At 69.5% G+C, this 23,936-nt stretch carries 24 protein-coding genes; 12 read left to right on the top strand and 12 right to left on the bottom strand.

The genetic code is table 11. The annotated features are described in order from the left end of the window. Positions 1 to 426: 426 nt before the first annotated feature. Both OID54_RS25325 and OID54_RS25320 read right to left on the bottom strand, forming a co-directional pair. Positions 427 to 1,809, bottom strand: coding sequence for a DUF3152 domain-containing protein (locus OID54_RS25325; protein ID WP_329023064.1), 1,383 nt, complete (start codon positions 1,807 to 1,809; stop codon positions 427 to 429). A 150-nt stretch (positions 1,810 to 1,959) separates the two neighbouring features. After that, on the bottom strand, positions 1,960 to 2,925 hold the full coding sequence (locus OID54_RS25320; protein ID WP_329023062.1) for an alpha/beta fold hydrolase: 966 nt from the start codon (positions 2,923 to 2,925) through the stop codon (positions 1,960 to 1,962). Between the two features lie 155 nt (positions 2,926 to 3,080). On the opposite strand from OID54_RS25320, the gene OID54_RS25315 reads away from it, so the two are divergent. The 4 genes from OID54_RS25315 (at position 3,081) to OID54_RS25300 (ending at position 5,054) form a co-directional block, all read left to right on the top strand. Then, the gene (locus OID54_RS25315; protein WP_329023060.1) at positions 3,081 to 3,320 is read left to right on the top strand and encodes a hypothetical protein; all 240 of its coding nucleotides are present in this window, start codon (positions 3,081 to 3,083) and stop codon (positions 3,318 to 3,320) included. Between the two features lie 156 nt (positions 3,321 to 3,476). Further along, on the top strand, positions 3,477 to 4,130 hold the full coding sequence (locus OID54_RS25310; RefSeq protein ID WP_329023058.1) for a TetR/AcrR family transcriptional regulator: 654 nt from the start codon (positions 3,477 to 3,479) through the stop codon (positions 4,128 to 4,130). Positions 4,131 to 4,252: 122 nt separating this feature from the next. After that, a complete protein-coding gene (locus OID54_RS25305) occupies positions 4,253 to 4,480 on the top strand; it encodes a DUF3107 domain-containing protein (protein WP_329027770.1) in 228 nt (75 codons plus the stop codon). Between the two features lie 304 nt (positions 4,481 to 4,784). Further along, complete coding sequence (locus OID54_RS25300; protein ID WP_329023056.1) at positions 4,785 to 5,054, top strand: hypothetical protein; 270 nt, start codon at positions 4,785 to 4,787, stop codon at positions 5,052 to 5,054. 115 nt (positions 5,055 to 5,169) lie between these two features. Here OID54_RS25300 and OID54_RS25295 read toward each other — a convergent pair whose 3' ends face one another. After that, positions 5,170 to 5,895, bottom strand: a complete 726-nt coding sequence (locus OID54_RS25295; RefSeq protein WP_329023055.1) for a ferritin-like fold-containing protein — start codon at positions 5,893 to 5,895, stop codon at positions 5,170 to 5,172. Between the two features lie 477 nt (positions 5,896 to 6,372). Between OID54_RS25295 and OID54_RS25290 the strand changes: the two genes are divergently transcribed. Both OID54_RS25290 and OID54_RS25285 read left to right on the top strand, forming a co-directional pair. Further along, positions 6,373 to 8,466, top strand: coding sequence for a DEAD/DEAH box helicase (locus tag OID54_RS25290; RefSeq protein ID WP_329023053.1), 2,094 nt, complete (start codon positions 6,373 to 6,375; stop codon positions 8,464 to 8,466). Between the two features lie 114 nt (positions 8,467 to 8,580). Further along, positions 8,581 to 9,450: an alpha/beta fold hydrolase gene (locus OID54_RS25285; protein ID WP_329023051.1), complete on the top strand. Its 870-nt coding sequence runs from the start codon at positions 8,581 to 8,583 to the stop codon at positions 9,448 to 9,450. A 67-nt stretch (positions 9,451 to 9,517) separates the two neighbouring features. Here the strand turns inward: OID54_RS25285 and OID54_RS25280 are convergent, their stop codons facing one another. After that, complete coding sequence (locus OID54_RS25280) at positions 9,518 to 10,429, bottom strand: NYN domain-containing protein (protein WP_329023049.1); 912 nt, start codon at positions 10,427 to 10,429, stop codon at positions 9,518 to 9,520. A 188-nt stretch (positions 10,430 to 10,617) separates the two neighbouring features. Between OID54_RS25280 and OID54_RS25275 the strand changes: the two genes are divergently transcribed. Continuing rightward, positions 10,618 to 10,770: a hypothetical protein gene (locus tag OID54_RS25275; protein WP_329023047.1), complete on the top strand. Its 153-nt coding sequence runs from the start codon at positions 10,618 to 10,620 to the stop codon at positions 10,768 to 10,770. A gap of 108 nt (positions 10,771 to 10,878) precedes the next feature. Here OID54_RS25275 and OID54_RS25270 read toward each other — a convergent pair whose 3' ends face one another. From OID54_RS25270 to OID54_RS25255, 4 genes are all read right to left on the bottom strand, one after another. Next, positions 10,879 to 11,484 (bottom strand): MarC family protein, encoded by a 606-nt coding sequence (locus OID54_RS25270; protein ID WP_329023046.1) that lies wholly within the window; start codon positions 11,482 to 11,484, stop codon positions 10,879 to 10,881. Positions 11,485 to 11,527: 43 nt separating this feature from the next. Continuing rightward, on the bottom strand, positions 11,528 to 12,400 hold the full coding sequence (locus OID54_RS25265; protein WP_329023044.1) for a PHP domain-containing protein: 873 nt from the start codon (positions 12,398 to 12,400) through the stop codon (positions 11,528 to 11,530). A 150-nt stretch (positions 12,401 to 12,550) separates the two neighbouring features. Beyond that, a complete protein-coding gene (locus tag OID54_RS25260; RefSeq protein WP_329023042.1) occupies positions 12,551 to 13,189 on the bottom strand; it encodes a DUF6758 family protein in 639 nt (212 codons plus the stop codon). 230 nt (positions 13,190 to 13,419) lie between these two features. Then, positions 13,420 to 14,022, bottom strand: a complete 603-nt coding sequence (locus OID54_RS25255) for a suppressor of fused domain protein (protein WP_329023040.1) — start codon at positions 14,020 to 14,022, stop codon at positions 13,420 to 13,422. A gap of 473 nt (positions 14,023 to 14,495) precedes the next feature. On the opposite strand from OID54_RS25255, the gene OID54_RS25250 reads away from it, so the two are divergent. Together OID54_RS25250 and OID54_RS25245 are read left to right on the top strand one after the other, a co-directional pair. Further along, positions 14,496 to 15,611 carry a magnesium and cobalt transport protein CorA gene (locus tag OID54_RS25250; protein WP_329023038.1) on the top strand — a complete coding sequence of 372 codons (1,116 nt, stop codon included), beginning with the start codon at positions 14,496 to 14,498 and terminating at the stop codon, positions 15,609 to 15,611. 76 nt (positions 15,612 to 15,687) lie between these two features. Continuing rightward, positions 15,688 to 16,200 carry a hypothetical protein gene (locus tag OID54_RS25245; protein WP_329023036.1) on the top strand — a complete coding sequence of 171 codons (513 nt, stop codon included), beginning with the start codon at positions 15,688 to 15,690 and terminating at the stop codon, positions 16,198 to 16,200. 13 nt (positions 16,201 to 16,213) lie between these two features. Here OID54_RS25245 and OID54_RS25240 read toward each other — a convergent pair whose 3' ends face one another. Continuing rightward, positions 16,214 to 16,984 (bottom strand): hypothetical protein, encoded by a 771-nt coding sequence (locus OID54_RS25240; protein WP_329023034.1) that lies wholly within the window; start codon positions 16,982 to 16,984, stop codon positions 16,214 to 16,216. Positions 16,985 to 17,222: 238 nt separating this feature from the next. On the opposite strand from OID54_RS25240, the gene OID54_RS25235 reads away from it, so the two are divergent. The 3 genes from OID54_RS25235 to OID54_RS25225 are packed head-to-tail and all read left to right on the top strand — an operon-like array spanning position 17,223 to position 20,250. Further along, complete coding sequence (locus tag OID54_RS25235; RefSeq protein WP_383534006.1) at positions 17,223 to 18,500, top strand: magnesium transporter MgtE N-terminal domain-containing protein; 1,278 nt, start codon at positions 17,223 to 17,225, stop codon at positions 18,498 to 18,500. After that, on the top strand, positions 18,493 to 19,074 hold the full coding sequence (locus OID54_RS25230) for a DUF1003 domain-containing protein (RefSeq protein WP_329023030.1): 582 nt from the start codon (positions 18,493 to 18,495) through the stop codon (positions 19,072 to 19,074). The genes OID54_RS25235 and OID54_RS25230 overlap by 8 nt, the downstream gene beginning before the upstream one ends. A 42-nt stretch (positions 19,075 to 19,116) precedes the next feature. Beyond that, a complete protein-coding gene (locus OID54_RS25225; RefSeq protein WP_329023028.1) occupies positions 19,117 to 20,250 on the top strand; it encodes an Mrp/NBP35 family ATP-binding protein in 1,134 nt (377 codons plus the stop codon). Between the two features lie 269 nt (positions 20,251 to 20,519). Here OID54_RS25225 and OID54_RS25220 read toward each other — a convergent pair whose 3' ends face one another. The 3 genes from OID54_RS25220 to OID54_RS25210 all read right to left on the bottom strand — a co-directional run bounded on the left by OID54_RS25220 (position 20,520) and on the right by OID54_RS25210 (position 23,865). After that, the gene (locus OID54_RS25220) at positions 20,520 to 21,212 is read right to left on the bottom strand and encodes a hypothetical protein (protein ID WP_329023026.1); all 693 of its coding nucleotides are present in this window, start codon (positions 21,210 to 21,212) and stop codon (positions 20,520 to 20,522) included. Between the two features lie 121 nt (positions 21,213 to 21,333). Then, complete coding sequence (locus OID54_RS25215) at positions 21,334 to 21,780, bottom strand: sec-independent translocase (RefSeq protein ID WP_329023025.1); 447 nt, start codon at positions 21,778 to 21,780, stop codon at positions 21,334 to 21,336. Positions 21,781 to 22,137: 357 nt separating this feature from the next. Next, on the bottom strand, positions 22,138 to 23,865 hold the full coding sequence (locus tag OID54_RS25210; RefSeq protein WP_329023023.1) for a trypsin-like peptidase domain-containing protein: 1,728 nt from the start codon (positions 23,863 to 23,865) through the stop codon (positions 22,138 to 22,140). Positions 23,866 to 23,936: the final 71 nt, after the last annotated feature.

Genomic DNA, 23,936 nt, shown 5'->3' with positions numbered 1-23,936 from the left:
CGGCAGCCGTCGATGCGGCGACCACAGCGGGACGACGGTAAGCCGGGGTGACGGTGGTGTGATGGACGGTTGTCCGTCGCGCCACCGGAAGGGGTGAATGCACGTAACTTTCGCCCCCGGCACACGTTTCGTCGCGCTAAGAGAGATCGCCACTACGTTGTGTCATGCCAAGGCCAGCCCTTCCGCAGACCACGGCGAGCCCCTTGGTGGGGGACGGCCTCACGGGTGGTTGACGACGATCGGACGGTGCGCCTCCGAGCAAGCCGAAGCCCCGCCCGAACGCGGGGGCGGCTCGATGAGCGGGCCCGCGATGAACGGCCCTGGTGCCGGCGCAGACCAGCTCTGAAGCAGCGCGCTGCACCCGGCGCAGGCACGGAACCCTACCCACGGGGACACACCCCGCGGGTCGAGAGAGCCAACCGAAAGTCAGCCGCCCGGATGCACCCAGGGGTTGGGCCGGCAGGCAATGCCCTTGATATTGAGGGACTTCGTCTGCTGCTGCATCACGGGGGCGAGTGCGCCCTCGGTCGAGCAGTTCACATGATCATGGCCGAGGCGATGTCCGACCTCGTGGTTGATGAGCATCTGACGATAGGCATGCAGAGCGCGAGGGCCGTAGGTGTCCGATCCCTGCGCCCATCGAAAGGCGTTCACCATCACTCGATCGGTCGCTGCGGAATCACAACTCACATTGTCGATCGATGTATCGAGGCCGGATTTCTCACACCACACATCCGTGGTTCCGGGACTGGCGAGGGTGACGACGAAATCAGGCTCGCCGGAGGAAATGCGCTCGAATGACCGAAGACCCCCGTGCGCCCAACTGCGCTTGTCGTTGAGGGTTTTCTGCACGGCGGTCGCGAACAGCAGACCGTCCATTCCCAATCCCTGTTCGATGTCCACGCGATAGCGGATCTTACGGCCCTTTCCCGGCGCCTTCTCAAATCCGGGAACCGCCTCAAAGGTGCCGTCCGCGGTCAACTTGGGATCGATGGGGAACGGGGACGCCATCAACTGCTCATAGCTCGGTGCGGCGGGCTTCACCTCACGCGCAGGTGCCCCGCCCGCGGGTGCCTTGCGACCCTCCGAACGCGACGCCGGACCCACACTGCCCCGCTCATCCCCCGTGGTGGCGGTGCCGGGCTTCTTACCGGTCTCCTCGGCCACCTGACCGGCGACGACGATGGCCAGGACCGTGGTCACGGCCGCCGCAGCGATGCCCGTGACCGTACGCCCCTTGCTGGGCTTGGGAGGTTCGGGCGAAGGTCGCGGGGAACGCCCGTCCGACGGAGGGTCCGCAGCCCCTCGCTCGCCCTCCATCTCATCGGCGCCGTTGGTGACATCGGCACCATCGGCAGCATCCGGGGAGTCGGGCCAGGTGGTGACGGAGGCGTACGGGTCCGCGCCTGCGGCCTGTCGGGCACCGTCGAACGCCTCGACAAACTCCCTGCGAGGACCGGGTATACGCGTCCCCTGCGCCATGGCGCCCTGGAGCCCGGGCACCCCCGCGGGCGACGGCTGCTGACGCGGACCGCCGACCGAACGGCCCCCAGCGCCCCGACCTGCTGGCCCACCGGGTGCGCCCTGCGGCAGCTGCTGGGTACGGGGGACTCCCCACCCTCCCCCGCCCTCGTGCTGCTCGGGATGCCCGCCGCGCGCCTGCTGGGGGGCGTATCCGGCAGGGAGGTGCTCGGGGCCGGTGGGCGGGGTTGAACGCCGCCGTCCGCCCGCGTTCGCCTGGGGCGGCGGGGTCCGTTGTCCGTTCGGTGCGGACGGAGCCGGACGCATCGCGGCCTGGGCTTCCCCCATGCGAGGCGCGCGTTGGGCCGAACCGGGTGAACCCGAGCCGTACGCGGGGGAGTCAGACGCACCGGACGGGGATGCGTCCGCCTGGGGATCTCGACCCGAACCCCCCTTGGGTGCGGGGCCTTTGCGGCTGTGTCGTCCCACGGGCGCCGATCAGCTCCTACCAGTGTCGTCAAGCAGTTCTCGGACGGCCTGCGCAACCGTCTCCGGATACTCCATCATCGCCACGTGCCCGGCGTCCGGCAGGGTCAGGAGCCGCGAGTCCCGGAAGGTCGCAGCGGCCCGGCCTGCCATACGGTACGAGACAAGTTGGTCGCGCCCCCCGTAGACGAGGAGTGTCGGCGCGAGCACCCGCTCCGCCTGTCGCCACAGTCCGTGCTGGCCACCCAGCGTGTACGCATCGACGATACCGCGTGCCGTGCGGGCCATCGCATCCCAGAAATAGGGGAGTTGGACCCGACGCTCCATCTCCTGCACCGCATGCCCCAGTGCTTCATCGGAGACCCGTGAAGGATCTCCGTAACAGAGAGCCATCACACCGCGGGTGCGCTGCTCCGGCGTCCAGTCCTTGGTCATCCGGCTGAACAGCCGGGCGATGCCGGGCAGGGCCAGCATTCCCGTGGGCACGGCGCTGCGCTGGACGCGCAACTCGGGCAGGGCGGGCGAAACGAGCGTGAGCGTGCGCACCAGATCCGGGCGAACGGCTGCGACCCGGACGTTCACAGCGCCGCCGAGGGAGTTGCCGAGGAGATGGACGGGGCCGCGGCCCGAGGCGTCCAGATAGCGGATGACGGCCCGGGCGTGTCCGGTCACCGAGTAGTTGCCGTCGCCCGGCGGCGGGGAGTCGCCGAAACCGGGGAGGTCGAGGGCCTCGGCGTCCACGACGTCCTCCAACAGCGGCATCATCGCCGACCAGTTCTGCGAGGAACCGCCGAGGCCGTGGACGAAGAGGGCGGGCGGCAGTCCGACCCGGCCCGGCGGGCGCGACCTGATCGAGAGGGTGAGTCCGGCCAGCGTGACGGAGCGCAACTCCTCCCCCGGGGCGACCCGCGCGGTGCGCGGTCTCGGTGCCTCGTCGGCGGTGGCGGATCGGGTGTCCGGCAGCTCGGTCGAAGACATGCGTGCAATGTTACGAGACGATCACACCGCGAATCGTGTGTTCGGCATCACACATCGCGTAGCGCCGCGAATCAGTAGCTCCTACGCTTCATAGACAAGGACCATCACCGAAGCTCCAAGGATGAGCACCCCTGCTTCCGGGAAAGCGGTGCCGTATGGCTATCGATCCCACCGACCCAGAGACCGTCTACGAGGCCGAACGCGAGAACGCCGGCACCGACTCCACTGACGGCACCGACACCGATGTGCCGGAGGCCGACGCCGCCGAGCAGGAGAGCGAGGTGCGTCCGGAACACGAAGATCCACCGCCCCACATCGACAAGGACCACGTCAACGAGGCGGACGCGGTGGAGCAGGCACGGGTGGTCACTCTCGATGAGGACGACTATCGCTGACCTGACTGACCTTGACCTCTTTGCCCACGAATAGGGAGCTACCGCGACTGTCCGGTCCGTGAAATTCTGCGTCCGCGACGCCCACGACTGGGTTACCCAAAAGTACGATGGCGGGCGCGGCGCACAGCGCGCACATTACAGATTTTGGGAGGCGGCGTGACAGCCATCGAGCAGACAGAGGCGGCGCGCCCGCGAGGCACGCGTCTGCCACGCCGAGCCCGTAGGAACCAGCTTCTGGGCGCGGCCCAGGAAGTATTCGTGGCGCAGGGTTACCACTCGGCTGCGATGGATGACATCGCCGAGCGGGCGGGCGTCAGCAAGCCGGTGCTCTATCAGCACTTCCCGGGCAAGCTGGAGCTCTACCTCGCCCTGCTCGACCAGCACTGCGAGGCACTGCTGCTCGCCGTGCGGACCGCGCTGGCGTCGACGAACGACAACAAGCAGCGTGTCGCGGCGACCATGGACGCCTACTTCGCGTACGTGGAGGACGAGGGCGGCGCCTTCCGACTGGTGTTCGAGTCGGACCTGACGAACGAGCCCGCGGTGCGTGAGCGGGTGGACCGGGTCTCCCTCCAGTGCGCGGAAGCGATCTCCGAGGTGATCGCCGAGGACACCGGCCTGTCCAAGGACGAGTCCATGCTGTTGGCCGTGGGGCTGGGCGGGGTCTCGCAGGTGGTGGCCAGGTACTGGCTCTCCAGCCGTTCGAGCATCCCGCGGGAGACCGCGGTCCAACTGCTGACGTCGCTGGCCTGGCGCGGCATCGCCGGCTTCCCCCTCCACGGGGCGGATTCCCTGACCGAACAGTCCTGACGTACGGGCACTGTTCGCTCTTGGCGTTCACCCAGGGCGACTGCCGGCCGGTCCGGCCCGGCTAGTGTGTGCTGGGTACGGCGCGAATGACCGCGCAACGCACCGTTCGGAGGGACATAGCCGTGGAGGTCAAGATCGGCGTGCAGCACGCGCCCCGGGAGATCGTTCTGGAGAGCGGGGACTCCGCCGAGGACGTCGAGCGCGCCGTGGGCGAGGCGCTGGCCGGTAAGGCGCAGCTGCTCAGCCTCTCGGACGACAAGGGCCGCAGGGTTCTGGTGCCCTCGGACCGGATCGCGTACGTGGAGATCGGTGAGCCCGCGACGCGACGCGTGGGCTTCGGCGCGCTGTAGGACGGCTTGAGTCAAGCAGTTCGGGGCCCTGGTGGAAGAGATTCCGCCAGGGCCCCGAATCATGTGCCGGCTGTGGGCCGGGTGGACGTTCACGGCGAAACCCGCCCGCCGCGGGTCGAACTCCCCCGCCGCAGTGCGGCCGGTGCTCGGCTGCTTCGCTCTCCCCGCTCGCCGCTCGCACATCACGTACTCGGGTTCCGGCCACAGCTCCCAACGCCTCGTGGGAAAGGGTTGTTCGCCGTGGCCAACGGGTAGTACGGGCTAGACCGACCTGCCCCTACCAGTGTCCGTGAGGTGATCAGCAGTGCAGTGGGAAGCGATCGGTTCGATTCTGCTCGGGCTCGCCCTCGCGTGGCTCGCCGACCGTCAACTGGCCGACCGTCTCCCGGAGCGTCGTGTCGTCTTTCTCACGGGCGCGTTCGGTGCGCTCTTCGGCGCCTATGTCACACACGTGGCACTCGGCCCCGGCCAGTTCCTGGGGACGCTGGTGGGTGCGGTCCTGATCGGGGCCGTGCTGCTGTCCCTGCTGCTGCGGCCGTCAGGCCGTCGGCTGCGGCGGGCGATCCCCTTCTGATCGAGTTGCGCCGACCCGGGGACCGCCGTCCGCGCGGGTCCTACGCCGTGTACGAGGGATTCCGCCCGGTGCGCCCTGCCCTCAGGACGGACCGGCGCCGCTCGGCGGACACGACCTAGGCAGCGAGCCCGAGGGCAGCCATCCGCTTGGTGTGCGCCTTGGTGATCCGGGTGAACATCTCGCCCACCGCGGCGAGGTCGAAGCCGTCCGCCACGCCGCCGACGAGCATCGTGGACAGCGCGTCACGCTCGGCCACCACCCGCTGTGCCTGGGACAGCGCCTCCCCCATCAGCCGTCGGGCCCACAGCGCGAGACGTCCGCCGAGCCGCGGATCGGCCTCGATCGCAGCGCGGACCTTCTCCACCGCGAAGTTGCCGTGCCCGGTGTCGTCGAGCACCGCAAGGACCAGGGAACGCGTGTCGGCGTCGAGGTGGGCTGCGACCTCGCGGTAGAAGTCACTGGCGATCGAGTCACCGACGTACGCCTTGACCAGACCCTCCAGCCAGTCGGACGGCGCGGTCTGGCGGTGGAAGTCGTCCAACGCCTGGGCGAAGGGTTCCATGGCGCCCGTGGGGTCCGCCTCGATCGTGGCGAGCCGGTCCCGCAGCCGCTCGAAGTGGTGGAATTCCGCGGAAGCCATCTTGGCCAGCTCCGCCTTGTCACTGAAAGTGGGGGCGAGCTTGGCGTCTTCGGCGAGCCGCTCGAAAGCGGCCAGCTCGCCGTAGGCGAGCGCCCCCAGAAGATCCACGACTGCTGCGCGGTACTGGGGGTCCGCGGACGCGGTGGCCCAGTCCTGGGCCGCGATCCCCGTGTGTTCTGTGGCGTTGTCTGGCGTCTCCATGACGGGCACAATAGCCCGCTGACCGCAGGTCGTAAGGGCCTGGTCAGGGGTGCCCGTACGGCTTTGCCGTCGACCCGCTGCCCCGGTTCCTACGGATTCGCCCAACACACATGCGCGAATCCGGGGTACAGTGGTATTGCGCCTGCTGAGCGTTCTGATTTCACGTACTGCTCTCTCAGCGGGCGATCGCAGTGTTTGCAGTGATTGTTGGAAAGATCTTTATCTTTCCGACTCCCCATGAGGATGCCCGGTCGGTGGCACGATCGGCTCCGACCCGACCGCCCTCCGTGCGGATATGCGCCCCGCGTATGACCGCAGATGAGGGGCCCCTCAGCGGCACGAGCGCTTGAGCGACGGCAGTGGTCCCGCGCCATCCGGCCAATCCACGGTCGGCCTAGTACCCAGGTGCGGCACGACCCCCATCGTTCGCCTCACGTCGCGTCTCACAGAAGAGGCAACACCCTGACTACGCAGCCTATGACTTTCCGGGATCTCGGAATCCTGGACGAAACCGCCGAGGCACTCGAAGCCGTCGGCATTCTGACTCCTTTCCCCATCCAGGAGATGACGCTCCCCGTCGCGCTCTCCGGCAACGATGTGATCGGGCAGGCCAAGACCGGCACGGGCAAGACCCTCGGTTTCGGACTGCCGCTGCTGGAGCGCGTCACCGTGCCCGCCGACGTCGAAGCTGGTCGGGCCACGCCCGACCAGCTCACCGACGCCCCGCAGGCACTGGTCGTCGTCCCCACGCGCGAGCTGTGCACCCAGGTCACCAATGACCTGCTGACCGCGGGCAAGGTGCGCAATGTGCGCGTCCTCGCGATCTACGGCGGCCGGGCCTACGAGCCCCAGGTCGAAGCCCTGCGCAAGGGCGTCGATGTGATCGTCGGTACACCTGGCCGGCTGCTCGACCTCGCAGGCCAGAAGAAGCTCGACCTCTCCAAGGTCCGGTCCCTGGTGCTGGACGAGGCCGACGAGATGCTCGACCTCGGGTTCCTTCCCGATGTCGAGAAGATCATCCAGCAGTTGCCGCCCCGGCGGCAGACGATGCTGTTCTCGGCGACCATGCCGGGCGCGGTCATCGGCCTGGCCCGTCGTTACATGACCCAGCCGACGCACATCAGCGCGACCTCGCCCGACGACGTCGGCGCGACCGTCGCCAACACCACCCAGCGGGTGTACCGCGCGCACTCCATGGACAAGCCGGAGCTCGTTTCGCGGATCCTCCAGGCCGACGGCCGTGGCCTCGCCATGATCTTCTGCCGTACGAAGCGGACCGCGGCGGACATCGCCGAGCAGCTCGCCCGGCGCGGCTTCGCCTCCGGAGCGGTCCACGGCGACCTCGGCCAGGGTGCGCGCGAGCAGGCCCTGCGCGCGTTCCGCAACGGCAAGGTGGACGTCCTGGTCTGCACCGATGTCGCAGCGCGCGGCATCGATGTGGAGGGCGTGACGCACGTCATCAACTATCAGTCGCCCGAGGACGAGAAGACCTACCTCCACCGGATCGGCCGCACTGGCCGCGCCGGTGCGCTGGGTACGGCCGTCACCCTGGTGGACTGGGATGACATCCCCCGCTGGCAGCTGATCAACAAGGCACTGGACCTGTCGTTCCACGACCCGGTCGAGACCTACTCCACCTCCGCTCACCTCTTCGACGAGCTGAAGATTCCCGCGGACACCAAGGGCGTGCTGCCGAGGGCAGAGCGCACCCGTGCCGGTCTTGCGGCGGAGGAAGTGGAAGACCTGGGCGAGACCGGTGGGCGGGGCCGCAAGGCCGCGCCGACCCCTGTCGTCGTGGAGGAGCGTCCCGCGCGCACCAGGACGCCGCGCCAGCGCCGTCGTACCAGGGGTGGCAGCTCCACGGAGACCGCCGCCGAGCAGTTGGCCGCACCGGCGCAGGATGCACCGGCCGCCGAGGACGACGCACAGCCGCGGACCCCGAGGCGTCGGCGTAGGACTCGTGCGACCGGAGCCGGAAGCACGGTCGTGGCACAGGCCCCGACCGCCGTGGAGATCGTGGAGGACGCCCAGCCGGCGCCCGTCACCCTCCAGGTGCCGGCCCAGCCGTCGGAGCCGCTTCAGGAGACCGAGCCGGAGGCCAAGCCGCGCCGTCGCAGGACGCGTGCGGTGAAGGCCGTCGAGACGGTCACCGACGTCGAAGCCGCACCCGCGGTCGAGGCTGAGGCCGAGGCCAAGCCCCGCCGACGGACGCGTGCGGTCAAGGCCGTCGAAGCCGTCACCGAGGTCGCACCCGCCGTGGAAGCTGAGGCTGAGGCCAAGCCCCGTCGACGCACCCGCGCGGTCAAGGCCGTCGAAGCCGTCGACACGGCGGAAGCAGCCACCCCGGAGGCCAAGCCCAGGCGTACGCGTGCGGTGAAGGCCGTCGCGACCGCCTCCGCACCGGAGTCCGCGGAAGCCGAGGCCGAGGTCAAGCCCCGCCGACGCACCCGTAAGACGGTCGCGGCAGCGGACGCACCTGCTGCTGTCGCCGAGGGTACGGCCGTCGCCACGGAGGCCGCACCTCGTCGCCGCACCCGTACGACCAAGGCTGCGGCCCAGGCCGAAGCCTGATCCGATCGCCCGACGGCCCGGTTTCCCCGCAAGGGAGCCGGGCCGTTTTGCGTGCGGGTGCCCGCTGCCCAGTACGGCCGGGCGGGCCGGATGGCCCCCGGGTAATCTCCCTGTATGAGTCGTCCGCCGACCTTCGCTCCTCCTCCCTGCGCCCGCTCCGGGAGGCTGCGCACCTCTCGTGGGGAGTTCGCCGTGCTCGACGCACGGGCGACGGGCGAGCACGGCGCCCCCTCGGGTACTGCGCTGCTGCTCCCGGGATTCACGGGGAGCAAGGAGGACTTCATCGCCATGCTCGCTCCGCTCACGGAAGCGGGCTTTCGCGCGGTGTGCGTCGACGGCCGGGGCCAGTACGAGACGACCGGCCCGGACGAGCCCGACGCCTATTCCCAGCGGGAGTTGGCCCTCGATGTGCTGGCGCAGGTGGAGGCGGTGGCCGTCGATGGGCCCGTGCATCTGCTCGGGCACTCGCTCGGTGGGCAGATCGCCCGCGCCGCGGTCCTGGAGGTCGCGGCGACCCGTGCCGTCTCACCCTTTCGTACGCTGACCCTGATGTCGTCCGGTCCTGCGCAGATCAGTGCCGCCCAACAACAGAGGGTGGCGCTGCTGAGCCAGGCGCTGGCGCAGTTGAGCATGGCCGAGGTGTGGGCGGCGATGCAGGCGTTCGAGACGCCGGAGGAAGCCGCCGTCGACGGCGAGGACCTGCGTCGGCGGTGGCTGCGGCACCATCCGCAGCAGCTGATCACCACAGGTCGACAGTTGTCGATCGAGCCGGACCGGGTCGATGAGCTCGCGGCCGTCCCGGGGCTTCCCGTGCATGTGATCAGCGGCGAGAGCGATGACACCTGGCCGGTGCCGCTGTTCGATCGGATGGCGGAGCGGCTCGGCGCCCGGCGGACCGTCGTTCCCGGTGCCGGGCACTCCCCGAACACCGACCGACCGCGGGAGACCGCCGAAGCCGTCGCGAGGTTCTGGGCGGCCCACTGACACGCGCCGCGTGCCGTCTGGCCCCGCCCCCACCGGCGCGAGGGCGGCCAGGAGTGCCGAACGTCCGTCAGAACTGGGACTGGAGATGCTGCCAGAAGCCGTCGCGCAGAGCCCTGCGCAGGACCGCGTGTCCCCGTAGCGACCGTTGGAGCAGTGCCTCCGCCTCGATCAGCAGATCCTGGTCGACGGGTCCCGGGAGATAGGGATGGCCGGGCAGTAGCTCGGCGAGGGCTTCGCTGCCCCGTTCCGCCAACCAGGTGGCGGCGATCCGTGCACCGACGAACCGCACCTCATCGCGCGAGGGGGGCGGCGTACCTTCGTTCTCGTACGTTGAGACGGCTCGGCGGGTGAGGTACGGGCGGCAGAAGTCCAGGTCGAAGGTGCGGGTACTGTCCACTTCCCAGCGCAGCGCCTCGGCCTGGTTGACGCCTTCGGAGGCGTCGATGCCCCAGAGGTGCACCCGTGCCCCGTACCCCTGGGCCGCCTCCACCGCGGACACCAGGTCCTCGTCACCGCCCACGAGGGCCGCGTCGCTGATGGCCCGATGGCGTGCGAGGGACTCCAGATCGGTGCGGATCAGCGAGTCGACGCCCTTTTGCTGGTTGTTGGCGTTGAGGTTGCCCAGTCGCACCTTGACGTCGGGCAGTTCGGCGATCGACTGCTGCTCCGGCGTGGGGATGCGGCGCCTGGCGCCGTCGTACCAGTACACCCGGAGCAGCCTGCTGTCGGCGAAGATGCTGCGGGCCTTGTCGATGAACGCGTCGATCAGACCTTCTGCATCCAAGTCGAAGGAGCGTCGGTCCTCGGTGCCCGCAACCAGCAATCCTGCCGCAGCGTAGACGTAACCTGCGTCCACGAAGATGGCGTGTGTGGAGGGCGTCTTGGCCACCTCGGCGAGCATGCGGTGCAGTAGCTCGTTGGTGCGGTCCAGACGTGCGCTGATCTGGGTGATCGCTGTGTCGATCGTTGCCTCGTTCATACGGAGCTCATTCTCAGGGCGCTCGGCGACACCCACCAGTAGTTAGCGTGCCAAAGATTTTCTTTAGTGTAAGGAATATTTGCCGGGCACATCACTGTTGAACCCGAGTGGAACCTGCGCACCCGGAGCAGTGGGGTGCGCGCTACCAACAGTTCTCCCCTGGGGAGGATCAGACGAAGGGAGAAGCCTTGCGCTTCGAGATCATGCGCCTCGACGACGTCGACGGCACCGCCGTGGACAGCACCGTCGTGGACGCCGCCTCCGTCAACCGGATCGTGCAGCAGGCCGCCGCTACCGGCCAGCGCATTTACATCCGCCCGGCCGACGCGTCGGCCTTGTAGTGCCCACACCTGCGTAGCGCCATCGGCGCGTGCGTGACATGACTCGCCCCCGCAGCGGACATCGGTCCGTACGGGGGCGTTGTCGTGGGTGGACCCATGTCCACCGTCTCAGGCACTCTGCACGACTTGGGTGACACCGTTGATGATCTGCTGCACGGCGATCGCGGAGAGCATCATGCCGGCGAGACGGGTCACCAGCACCACTCCCCCGTCCTTGATCACGCGGATGATGCCCAGCGAATAGCGCATGGTCAACCAGAGCACCACGTGCATCGCCACGATCGCGCCCCAGACCGCGATGTGCTGGGGTGCGCCATCGGCGTTCTGGACCGCGAGGATCACCGAGACGATGGCGCCCGGCCCTGCGAGCAGGGGCATTCCCAGCGGTACGAGGGCGACGTTGACGTCCTTGGTCTGTTGGGGCTCGTCCGTCTTCCCCGTCAGCAGATCGAGGGCGATCAACAGCAGGAGGAGCCCGCCGGCGATCATCAGGGCGGGCACGGAGACATGCAGATAGTCCAGGATCTGCTGGCCGACCAGACCGAAGACGGTGATGACCCCGAAGGCGACCGCGACCGCCTGCCAGGCCATCCGGCGTTGCATCTTGACCGGGCGCCCCGAGGTGAGGGCGAGGAAGATCGGTGTGATCCCGGGCGGATCCATGATCACGAAAAGGGTGAGGAAGAGGGAGCCGAAAACGGCAGCGTCGAACACGGTGATGCCTTGCGAGAAGAGGGGTCGAACGGGACGGCGAAGGTCAGGTGCGACGTCCGCCCGCGCCGGGGACCGGGAAGGCGCCGGTGGCACGGCGGGTGATCTCGCCGTAGATCTCCGGGTCGGTGGTGTACTCGCCGAGCCCGACCGTCTTGCGACTGCCGTGGTAGTCGCTCGAACCCGTGGTGAGCAGGCCGATGTCGGCCGCGAGGCCGCGCAGTCGTTCACGGGCCGGACCATCGTGGTCCATGTGGTCGACCTCGATGCCGTCGAGGCCGGCTGCCGCGAGGTCGGCGATGACCTGCTCGGGCACCGTACGTCCGCGCTTCGCCGCCGCCGGATGGGCGAAGACGGACACTCCGCCGGCGGCCTTCACCAGCCGGACCGCGGTGAACGGGTCCAGTTCGTGCTTGGTGATGTGCGCCCTGCCGCCGTCGGCGATCCACTGCGGTGTGAAGGCGTCGGAGACGCTCGGGACCACGCCGAGTTCCACCAGGGCGGTCGCGATGTGGGGACGGCCGACCGATCCGTCGCCGGCGATGCGGGCGACCTGCTCCCAGTCGATGGGGACGCCCAGCTCCCGGAGTTTGGCGACCATCGCCTGCGCCCGGGGCACCCGGTCGTCGCGCACCAACTCGCGCTCGCGCAGCAGGGCGGGCTCCTGCGGGTCGAAGAGGTACGCCAACAGATGCAGGCTCACCCCGTCGAGCGCACAGGAGATCTCGGCCCCGGTGACCAGGGTCAGTGCGCGGGGGGCCTCGTCGAGGGCGGCGATCGCCTCGGCATGGCCGCGCGTCGTGTCGTGGTCGGTGAGGGCGACGACGTCCAGCCCGGCCGCCGCGGCCTTGTGCACCAGTTCGGCGGGGGTGTCCGTACCGTCCGACGCCGTGGAGTGGGTGTGCAGATCGATGCGCACGAGCGGCACTCCGGGGATGTCGGGCGAACGGGGGACGGTCCAGTGTATCGGGCAGCCGAAGGCGGCCCGGCCGCCCGGCGGACAGCGACCCGGCCCCTGCGTCCATCCGCCGTCATCCGGCCGCCGCAGGGCCACCCCACGGTGTGCGGCTCAGGACAGCAGTCGTGGCGAGAGCGCGCCGCAAGGCACCAGTTCGACCTCCGCTCCGGCGTCGCGCAGATCCGTCAGCACCAACTCGTCGTACATCAGGAGCCCGGACTGTTCGGGCCAGACGATCGCCCACAGCCACAGCCCGCGGGCCTCGCCGGCGAAGACGGCACGGTCCGCGGGAGTGCCCTGGACGTGCCACAAGGGTGTGGGACGTCCTGCGGCGAGCACCTTCGACTGGGCGGGTCTGCCGATGTCGATGTGCTGGCCGGGGTCGGGGCCGTCGATGCCGGCGTAGCGCGAGCCGAGCCCGACGCCCAACTCCTCTGCGATCAGCAGCAGTTCTCCGATCCCGCCGAGCGGGCCGGGGCCGGAGCAGACCACGGCGGTCGCTCGGCCTCCGCTGCGGTCGTCACCGGCGTACGCAACACCGGTGAACAGCCAGCCGACGGGCAACGGCCAGGGCATCCACACCGGGACCCTGGCCCGGTGCACCACGACCCCGAGGGCTTCGACACTGGGCGGAATCACCGGCTGGAGTGGGTGCACGGTGCCGTGCACACCGCACTGCCAAGCTTCGGCAAAGAGACCGGGCGCCCTGACCCGGCCACCGCACTTCGGGCAACTGGGTTCGCCCCTCATAGCGTTCCACGGTCCTACCCGCCCGGCGTCGCGTCAAGGACGATCACCCGTCCGGAGTGAGCTGCTCACTCAGTGCCGATATGGCTCAACTGAGCGTCACGCTCAGTGTCGACTCGGGGGACTCAGGGGGTGGCCGCTCGAACACACGGGCGGTGGGCACGGCTGCCGCCCCCTCTGGGGAGGCGTACGTCACGTCCTCGACGGGAGCAGGGGACGGGAGGCGGGCGACCTCAGTCGAGGGTCACGGACCTGCGGTGCGGATCTCGTAGATCGGTCCCCCGCGCCAACCAGCGTTCCTGGAGTTCCGCCGCGCCGTGCACCCGCTTCCAGGCCGCCTCGTTGGACGTCATCGGCAGCAGGGGGAGGAAGCGCACCGGCTCGCGTGGGGCGTCGAGTTCCAGATCCTCGACGAGCCCGCCCGGTTCGGCGACCAGTACGGAGCTGAAGGGCGCGGATGGCCAGAGCGATGCACCGATGTCCAGGGCGGCGCCCGGCGCGATGACGACCCCTTCCACCTGCGGCGAAGCGGCCAGGACCGCCAGGGGGCGCAGCACCTGATCAGTGTCCGCCGTTCCCGGACGCACCGAGAGGACCAGTTCGGCGCGCGGGCCCTGCACAGGGTCGGCGATCGCCGACGTCGGATCGTTCATGGGGTGGGCGGACATCCCCAGGGTGGCGTAGCGGACCAGCTCGTCCGCGGACCCGTCGCCTGGGGTGCGAAAGCGCAGGACCTCGATCCGGTCCGTACCGATGAACGTCACCGAGGCGCGGGCGTCCGGCTCCCCGAGCGCCGTACACAACCTGGCCTCGACCAGAGCAAGAACGTCTGCCATCCGGCGAGCATAGAACGCGTAAGGATGGGGCAATCACAGGGATTGACCCGCAGTCGGCTGATAGTCTTGGCCGCTGGCCGGGTTGGTGTGCTCAAAGCACACAGGCCGGCGGCGCCAAGGCGCCGCCCGCTCCCGGCGTCACGCTATCCCTTACGGGGGACCGGCCGGAGGAGGTGGGGTCTGCGGTGGATCGAAGTCGACCGTGCAGTACCAACCGCTCTTCCGTACGGCGTCACTTCCCGGCGGTCTAGGACCTCTCGCACAGGCCCACGGCATTCCGACGGCGTTCCGTACCACGGCGTTCCGTAGCTGGAATCCCGCACGACGGAAGAGCAGCTCGTTTTTGCCTGTCTGTAGCGAACGCCGTCACCGCGATCCCGCGGTGCCGCCCGCTTTGCGGACGTAGTGCTCACGTCCCCATTCCGGGCTGTGCCACGCCACTCGCCGACGGCCTCTCCGTGAAGGAGCCAGCCATGTCGATGATTCGTGACCTCCGTGCCGCCGTCCGTCCCGCCCTGCGGAGGAGCAGCACCGCCTACCACTCGTACGACACCACCCGTGACCCTTCGGCCTCCAGCGCCGTCGTGGACTGCGCGGTCTACCGCGATGGGCGCCGCCTCCCAGGGGACGACTCGCAGACGCCCCGTGAGGCGATGCTGAGGGTGCGCGAGGGCGGTGGGTTCGTGTGGATCGGTCTGCACGAGCCGACGGAGGAGGAGTTCGCCGGCATCGCCGCGGAGTTCGGGCTGCACCCACTGGCCGTGGAGGACGCGGTCCACGCCCACCAGCGGCCCAAGCTGGAGCGGTACGACGACACCCTGTTCACCGTCTTCAAGACTGTCCACTACGTGGAGCACGACGAGTTGACCGCGACCAGTGAGGTCGTGGAGACCGGTGAGGTGATGTGCTTCACCGGTCGGGATTTCGTCATCACGGTCCGGCACGGTGGCAAGGGTTCGCTGCGGGCACTGCGGTACGGGCTGGAGAAGGACGCCGAGCTGCTCTCGAAGGGGCCGTCCGCGGTTCTGCACGCCATCGCCGACCATGTCGTCGACGGCTACATCGCGGTCGTGGCAGCCGTGCAGGACGACATCGACGAGGTCGAGATCGATGTCTTCTCCGCGCCGTCCAAGGGCAGGCAGCGGGGTAGCGACGCCGGGCGGATCTACCAGTTGAAGCGGGAAGTGCTGGAGTTCAAGCGGGCAGTCTCCCCGCTGCTGCGGCCCATGCAGTTGCTCAGCGAGCGGCCCATGCGGCTGATCGACCCGGACATCCAGAAGTACTTCCGTGACGTCGCCGACCACCTGGCCCGGGTCCAGGAGGAGGTCATCGGCTTCGACGAGCTGCTGAACTCGATCCTCCAGGCGAACCTGGCGCAGGCGACGGTCGCCCAGAACGAGGACATGCGCAAGATCACGTCCTGGGCGGCGATCGTCGCGGTGCCCACGGCGGTGTGCGGGGTGTACGGCATGAACTTCGACTACATGCCGGAGCTCCAGTGGAAGTACGGGTATCCCATGGTGCTCACCGCCATCATCGGGATCTGCTTCACCATTCACCGGACGCTCAAGCGCAACGGCTGGCTCTAGCGACCAGCGGCTGGCGGCTGGCGGCTGGCGGCTGGCGGCTGGCGGCTGGCGGCTGGCGGCTGGATAGGCTGCGCCCATGACAGACACGCTGCTCGCCCAGGCACTCGTCGAGGAAGCCACCAAGAAGTCCGGCCTCATCTGGGTGCGTTCCACGGGCCCCGAGCGCACGCTGTGGCACGTGTGGCACGAGGGCGCGGCCCTGGTCGTGGGCGATGGCCCCGGGGAACAGCCGCTGCCGGACCTGGTCGACAAGGGCACCGCCGAGGTCATCGTCCGCAGCAAGGACAAGGGCGGCCGGCTGGTGTCCTGGACCGCGGTGGTGAGCGAGTTGGAGCCGGGATCCGAGTCCTGGGAGTCGGCGGTGGCGGAGCTCAAGGCGAAGCGGCTGAACGCCGTGGACGCGGAGACCGTGCCGGATCGGTGGCGGCGCGAGTGCCGAGTGGTGCGGCTGACCCCCCGGGAGTCGACGACCGACCATCCGCAGACCTCGCTAGCGACCCCGCCGCTGCCCACCGGGGCCACCACCCGGCGCCCGATCCCGGCCGCCCTGCCCCGACTGCTGCTGTCCCGCAAGAAGAAGCGCGGCTGACCGCCGAACGGGCTCAGCCGCTGGTCTTCGGGAGCTGCTTCCCGTAGTCCACGGTCTCCTCCTTGGCGGGCGGCACAAGCGCGAAGTCCACGTCCCACTCGCCCAGGGTCAGGACACCCTTGCCGCCGGCCCGCGCGAACTGGAGCGGATACGGCAGGCCCTCCAGCGAGACATCGAGGACGCCACCGGCCCCCGCCGCCGCCTGGACCTTGATCGCCTGTACGCCGCCGACCTTGGTGCGGTCGCCCTTGCTCAACTTGCCCTGCATGCCGAGGAGCCCCTCCAGCAGCACGTCCATGTCCGTGAAGCCGCGGAACCTGTCGTACGCCGGGTCGCCCTGCGGAACCTTGACGTACTTGTCGCGCAGCTTGAGGGCGGCTTCCTCGTCCGCCTCGCTCGGTGCCTCGCCCGAGGCCCCGTCGTCATGGCTCCAAAAACCCACATCGGCTTTGAGGTACAGGTCGTCACCGATCCTGAGCAGCTCGAAGGCGTTCTCGCTCGTGGTCACCGAGCCGGTGCCGCCGTCCTGCTTGAGCCGCATGTTCAGCTTGTAGGTGCCGCCCTTGCTGACCAGCGTCCCAGCCAGACGGACCGCTGATGCCGCGTCCGCCGTGGCCCGTGCCTTGCTCTCGATCTCGGCGGCGGTGAGCCTGCCGACACCGTTGGTGCCCTTGTCCGGATCGACCTTCTCCTCGCAGGCCGTCGCGGACACGGCCAGCCCTGCACAGAGCACCAGGGACAGCGCGGTCCTGCGGGCACGGGAAACCGGGGGGAGGAGAGTCACCAGCACACTGCCTCTCGTCTGCTGGGCAGCTGAACGCCAACTGCTTCGCCTGCGGATGATCGGGGAGCAGACCGCAGCGTACCGGGGTGGCAGTCCACCTCTCGCAGCCAGTCGTGCAGCGTGTGCACCGGTTCCGCGCCCACTCCGTACGGCCCCCTGGCAGCAGCGGTGCACATCGGTACGGGCTAGCCTGAAGCACCTGAAGGACAGTGTTTCCGGCGAAGCGCCGCAGACCGGGATGGAGGTGTCGACCGTGGTCGCCAGCGTCACGCGTGTCTTCGTCTCGCACCTCTCCGGCGTCCCGGTCTTCGACCCGAGCGGTGACCAGGTGGGCCGGGTCCGGGACCTGGTGGCGATGCTGCGGGTGGGCCACCGTCCGCCGCGGCTGCTGGGCATGGTGGTGGAGGTGCTGAGCCGACGGCGGATCTTCCTCCCGATGACCCGTATCACCGGCATCGAGTCGGGCCAGATCATCACCACCGGTGTGCTGAACGTACGGCGCTTCGAACAGCGCCCCACCGAGCGGCTGGTCCTCGGCGAACTGCTCGACCGACGCGTACAACTCGTGGAGAGCGGCGAGGAGGCCACCGTCCTCGACGTGTCCGTCCAGCGGCTGCCGGCTCGCCGCGACTGGGAGATCGACAAGGTCTTCGTGCGGCGCGGACGCGGCGGGGCGCTGCGCCGCCGGGGCGAGACGCTCACCGTCGAGTGGTCGGCCGTGACCGGACTCTCCCTGGAGGAGGACAGCCAGAGCGCGGAGAGCCTGGTCGCCACCTTCGAGCGGCTGCGGCCGGCCGACGTCGCCAACGCGCTGCACCATCTGACGCCCAAGCGGCGGGCCGAGGTCGCCGCCGCGCTCGACGACGACCGGCTCGCGGACGTGCTGGAGGAGTTGCCCGAGGACGATCAGGTCGAGATCCTCGGGAAGCTCCAGGAAGAGCGGGCCGCTGACGTCCTGGAGGCCATGGACCCGGACGACGCCGCCGACCTCCTGTCCGAACTCCCCGAGGAGGACCAGGAGCGACTACTCGCTCTGATGCGCCCGGACGACGCCGCAGACGTACGTCGGCTCCTGTCGTACGAAGAGCGCACCGCGGGCGGTCTGATGACCACCGAACCCATCGTGCTGCGGCCGGACGCCACGGTCGCCGACGCCCTCGCCCGGGTGCGGCAGCAGGACCTCTCCCCCGCGCTGGCCGCCCAGGTGTACGTGTGCCGCCCGCCCGAGGAGACTCCCACCGGGCGCTACCTGGGCACGATCCATTTCCAGCGGCTGCTGCGGGACCCCCCGTTCACCCTGGTGGGATCGATGGTGGACAGCGATCTGCCGCCGCTCGCACCGGACACCCCACTGCGGGCCGTGACCAGCTATCTCGCCGCGTACAACATGGTGGCCGCCCCCGTGGTCGACGAGATCGGATCGCTGCTCGGTGCCGTGACCGTGGACGACGTACTGGACCACCTGCTGCCCGACGACTGGCGCGAGACGGACTTCGAGGAGTCCGCGCATGGGTAGCGGCGGCGAGCGCGAGGAGACGAAGGACCGGCCCGGCTCCGGGGCGGGTGCGACTGCGCGCCCCCGGGTACGGCTCGACCTGCCCCGTGCACCCCGCCGCACACTGCTGCCCGAGTACGACCCGGAGGCGTTCGGCAGGCTCTCGGAGCGGATCGCGCGGTTCCTGGGCACCGGCAGGTTCATCGTCTGGATGACCCTGATCATCATCCTGTGGGTGGTGTGGAACATCTTCGCCCCGAAGGCATTGCGCTTCGACGAGTACCCGTTCATCTTCCTGACCCTGATGCTCTCCCTCCAGGCGTCCTACGCGGCCCCGCTGATCCTGCTGGCGCAGAACCGGCAGGACGACCGGGACAAGGTCACCCACGAACAGGACCGCAAGCAGAACGAACGGTCCATCGCGGACACCGAGTACCTGACCCGCGAGATCGCGGCGCTACGGATGGGACTCGGCGAAGTGGCCACCCGGGACTGGATCCGCTCCGAGATCCAGGACCTGCTCAGGGATGTGCAGGACCGCCGGGGCCACCTCCCCCACGAGGGCGGCCAGGGGAGTGACGAAGCCGACCGCTGACGGGCTTCCCGGGCCCGGCGGGCCGCGCCGTACCATCGTCGTATGGCTACGGAAGACGCGGTGCTTGAAGCACTGGCGACGGTGAACGACCCCGAGATCCACCGACCCATCACCGACCTGGGCATGGTCAAATCGGTCACGGTCGCGGCGGACGGCGTGGTGGCCGTCACGGTGTACCTCACCGTCTCCGGCTGCCCGATGCGCGAAACGATCACCAACAATGTGACGGAGGCTGTGCAGCGCGTCGACGGAGTCACCCGCGTCGATGTCACGCTCGATGTGATGAGCGACGAGCAACGGCGCGAACTGGCGTCCTCACTGCGCGGCGGCACCGCCGAGCGGGAGGTTCCCTTCGCCCAACCCGGCTCGCTGACCAGGGTGTACGCGGTCGCGTCCGGCAAGGGCGGCGTGGGGAAGTCCTCGGTTACGGTGAACCTCGCCGCGGCGATGGCGGCCGACGGGTTGAAGGTCGGTGTCGTCGACGCCGACATCTACGGCCACTCCGTGCCGCGCATGCTCGGCGCCCATGGTCGACCCACCCAGGTCGAGAACATGATCATGCCGCCGTCCGCGAACGGTGTGAAGGTCATCTCCATCGGCATGTTCACCCCGGGCAACGAACCCGTGGTCTGGCGCGGCCCGATGCTCCACCGGGCGCTCCAGCAGTTCCTCGCCGATGTGTACTGGGGCGATCTGGACGTACTGCTCCTCGATCTGCCCCCGGGCACCGGCGACATCGCGATCTCGGTGGCACAACTGGTGCCGAACGCCGAGATCCTGGTGGTCACCACTCCCCAGCAGGCGGCGGCGGAGGTGGCCGAGCGGGCCGGTTCCATCGCGGTCCAGACCCATCAGAAGATCGTCGGCGTGGTGGAGAACATGGCGGGACTGCCCTGCCCGCACTGCGACGAGATGGTCGACATCTTCGGTACGGGTGGCGGCCAGCGGGTCGCGGAGGGGCTGACGAAGACGACCGGGGCCCATGTGCCCGTACTCGGGTCCATCCCCATCGACGTACGGCTGCGCGAAGGCGGCGACGATGGCAGGCCCGTGGTGCTGACGGACCCGGAGTCCCCCGCGGGCGCGGCGTTGCGTTCGATCGCGGGCAAGTTGGGCGGCCGTCAGCGAGGGCTGTCGGGGATGAGCCTGGGCATCACGCCGAAGAACAAGTTCTAGGTCCCCTCGTCGCATCCCGCCGACCGGGCGGGCCTGCCGCGGGACTTCTGGGGACCGGTTCCGGCCGGGCGGGTGCAGCCGATGTGATCCCGCCCGGCGCCGTCCCCGAGTTCCGCAGCACGGGCGGCGCCGTCCCGAAGGACCCGTCCTCGGGCGGCGATCACCCGGGCACGGGCCGCCTCGTACGCGGAAGGGCGGGTCTCCCGGCCGCAGGGCACTGGCCGCGTTCACACACCGGGGCAGGCCCGGGCCGTGGGGCCCGGGGTGCTTCAGACGTACGGCCCCAGGTCGCGCACCTCGAAGAAGCCCAGACCGTAGGCGCTCATCCCGCGCCCGTACGCCCCGATGTGCACACCGGCCGCGGTGGACCCGGCCAGCACCCAGCCGAACTCGGACTCGCGGTAGTGGAAGGTGGTGGGCTCCCCGTCCACCGGGAGCGACAGCGTGGACCACGCAGGGCCCTGGAGATCGTCGGCCAGTTCGAAGGCCGTCTCCGTCTGCTGGTCCAGCCAGTCGTCCCGCAGGGTGTGGTCGAGTTGCGGCGGCCAGGTGTGGGCCAGCAGACCGGAGCCCGCCAGCCAGGCCGCTGACGAGGCCGTGGTGGCGTCCAGCACTCCGGTGCCGTCGCCGCTGCGGCGCACCGGGCTCGCGGCGACGGTGATCACCACCGCGAACCGTTCCTTCTCCAGTGCCGTGGCCTCGGTCCGTATCGACGGTTCGTCGCCATGGCCCAGCGAACCGTGTTGGACCACCCCGTCGGCGGCGGAGGCGACCTGCATCAGCCAGCGCTGGCCGGTGAACGCCGCGTCGAGGCCGTACCAGGGGAAAGGGGCCCGCGCATAGGCGTCGGCCGCGCTGCGGGCTGCGGCTTCCGCACGCTCCGCCGCCTTTGAGTCCTCAACGTCGGGAGCGGGGGAATCACTGGCCGTGTTCTGCGCCGTCGGCCGACTGGTCGTCTCCATCGAGCGGGCCGCCTCCTCTGTGTCCGAGGTCTGGAGCGGACCCGCCCCCCTCGGGCGTCCTCGCGTCCTGACAGATGGAGAGAATAGCCACCCACTCCCCGGTCGCAGGGATTGACCGTGCTCAGGTGGCGTCGGCGTCGAACGGCGGGCGCTCGTCCTTGACCGGCTGATCGCGCTTCTTCAGCAGGTCTGGTGTCCCGGATCCGCCGTTGACCGCGGCGGGGACGGAGGCGTCGGAATCGGTGCCGTGGACGGTGTCCGAGATCTCGTTGATCTCCTTGGTGAGGTCGAAGGAACTGCCCAGTTCCTTCAGCTCACGCAGGTCGTCACTCTCGTTCAGGTGCTTGCGGATGAAGGTCTTGGGGTTCAGGTCCTCGAACTCGAAGTCCTTGAACTCAGGGCCCAGTTCGCTGCGGATGTCGTGCTTGGCGTTGTCGGAGAACTCGCGGATCTTCCGAATGAAACCGGTCACATCCTGGATGAGCTTCGGGAGCTTGTCGGGGCCGAAGATGAGCATGGCGAGCACGACAAGAGTCAGCACCTCCAGTACGCCTATGTCACTGAACACCCTGTAGCTCCTCGTGTTCTCAGCTGATTCCCCCGGCCCGGAGGTCGGACGGCATCCGAGCCCGATCCACGGTACCCGCCAGGACTTGGGAGAGTCACGTGCCGGGAGGCCGTGATCCTGGATTGACGGCCGCAGATCATCGGCCGTTCACACCGAAGGATCGCCCGCGGGTCCCTCCGTGGCCGACCCGTCATGGCCCCGACGGTGGTGACCGTGGCTCCGTCGACCATGGATCGGTGATTGATTTTCACCCATTCAGCACGGCCTATACACCTATAGCCGATATCGCCTGTTCCGCATCATCCGGTCGGCCTTCGAACGGAGGTCAGCGCATGCCCGGGCCGGCACGGGCCCGGGTCAGTCGCCGTCCGCCGAGCCGAGGGTGAGCGTCAAGGAGCGCTCCTGCCCGGCACGGGTGAGCGTGAGCTCCAGGGTGTCGCCCGGACGGTGCGAGCGGATCTTCACGATGAGCTCCTCACCGCTGTGGACCCGCTGGCCGTCCACCTTGGTGATGACGTCCCCTGGTTTGACGCCCGCCTTGGCGCTGGGGCCATCGGGGGTCACGGACGGGGTGCCGTCCTTGCCCTTGTCCCCGACGCGTGCACCGTCACCCGTGTACTTCATGTCGAGGCTGACCCCGATCACGGGATGGGTGGCCTTGCCGGTGTTGATCAGCTCCTCGGCGACCCGCTTGCCCTGGTTGATGGGGATGGCGAAGCCGAGACCGATGGATCCGGACTGGCTGCCCTCCGCCCCACCCGTGTCGGCTGCGCGGATGGCGCTGTTGATGCCGATGACCCGGGCCTGGAGGTCCACCAGCGGGCCGCCCGAGTTGCCGGGGTTTATCGGTGCATCGGTCTGGAGCGCATCGACGTAGCTGACGTCACTGCCGTCACCCTTCTCGCCGCCCGCGGTGATCGGGCGTTCCTTGGCGCTGATGATCCCCGAGGTCACGGTGTTCTGGAGGTCGAAGGGTGCACCGATGGCGACGACCGGATCGCCGACCTGGACACTGTCGGAGTTGCCCAGTGGTAGGGGGGTGAGGCCGGAGACCCCCGTGACCTTCACCACGGCGAGGTCGTAGCCGCTGTCCTTGCCGACCAGGGTCGCCCGGGCGGTCTCGCCCCCGCTGAAAGTGACGGAGATCTCGCCGGAGGAGCCGGCGGGGTCGACGACATGGTTGTTGGTGAGGATGTGACCCTTGCGGTCGAGGACGAACCCGGTACCGGTGCCCTGCTCTCCCCCGCCGTTGACATGGAGGGTGACCACGCTGGGCAGGGCGCGGGCCGCGATGCCCGCGACGCTCGTGGGAGCCCGGCCCCCGTCATCGGGCGGAGCCTGGTCCAGTTCGACCTGGGTGATCCCGCCGTTGCGCTCTATGTAGGCGCCGACGCCACCTCCGATCCCGCCCGCGACCAGGGCGAGCAGTGCGGCCCCGATCAACAGTGCTCCGGTCCGTCGCCTCTTGCGCCGGGGCGTCGTCGACTCGTCGTGCACGGTGAGCGGCGCGGCCCCCGGGGCACCCCACGGGTCGTACTGGAACTGGCTCGTCATCGGGGTGGGAGGCGTGAGGCGAGGCTGAGGCTGCTGCGGTGCGGGCCGGGGCCCGCCGTACTGCGGGGGCACGGCCGCGTCCCCGGCCGGCGGAAGGGGCGTGCCACCTGCGGGGGTGGGCACCGGACGCTGTACGGGCGGTGCGGGCGCCCATGGCCCGGGCCTGCCGTACGGCGGCGTGCTGTACCGGTCCGGCTCGTGCAACGGCTGCGGCCGGCCGGGGGCGTGCGGGGAGCCGCCTTCCGACGGCCCGCGCTCGCTTGGATCCGGCTCGAACGGACCGTGTCCGGGTGCGCCCGGCTGGCTGTGACGCTCCATGAGCGGCCGAGGCGCACCGTAGGGAGGCTCGGAGGCATAGGGCGAGGAATCCGGGGGCACATGCGGTACGGGAGCCGCTGGCGCGGCCTCAGCGGGCGGCACGGCGTCCCCGGGCTCGTCCTGCAGACCGTGGGGTGCTGGACGGGTCGTGTCGCCCGAGCGGGGGCGGCTCCACCAGTTGGCTTTGGCGCCCATGGGCTTCCCGTCGTCCATGCACTCTCCGCATACAGCTGTCCGCCACGGCACCCCCGCGGGCACCCGTCCCAGGATTCAACCAGGTTTGA

The sequence above is a fragment of the Streptomyces sp. NBC_00690 genome, assembly GCF_036226685.1.
Lineage (GTDB): Bacteria > Actinomycetota > Actinomycetes > Streptomycetales > Streptomycetaceae > Streptomyces.
Note: the sequence above shows the minus strand (reverse complement) of the source record. Positions and strands in the feature narration are given on the sequence as shown.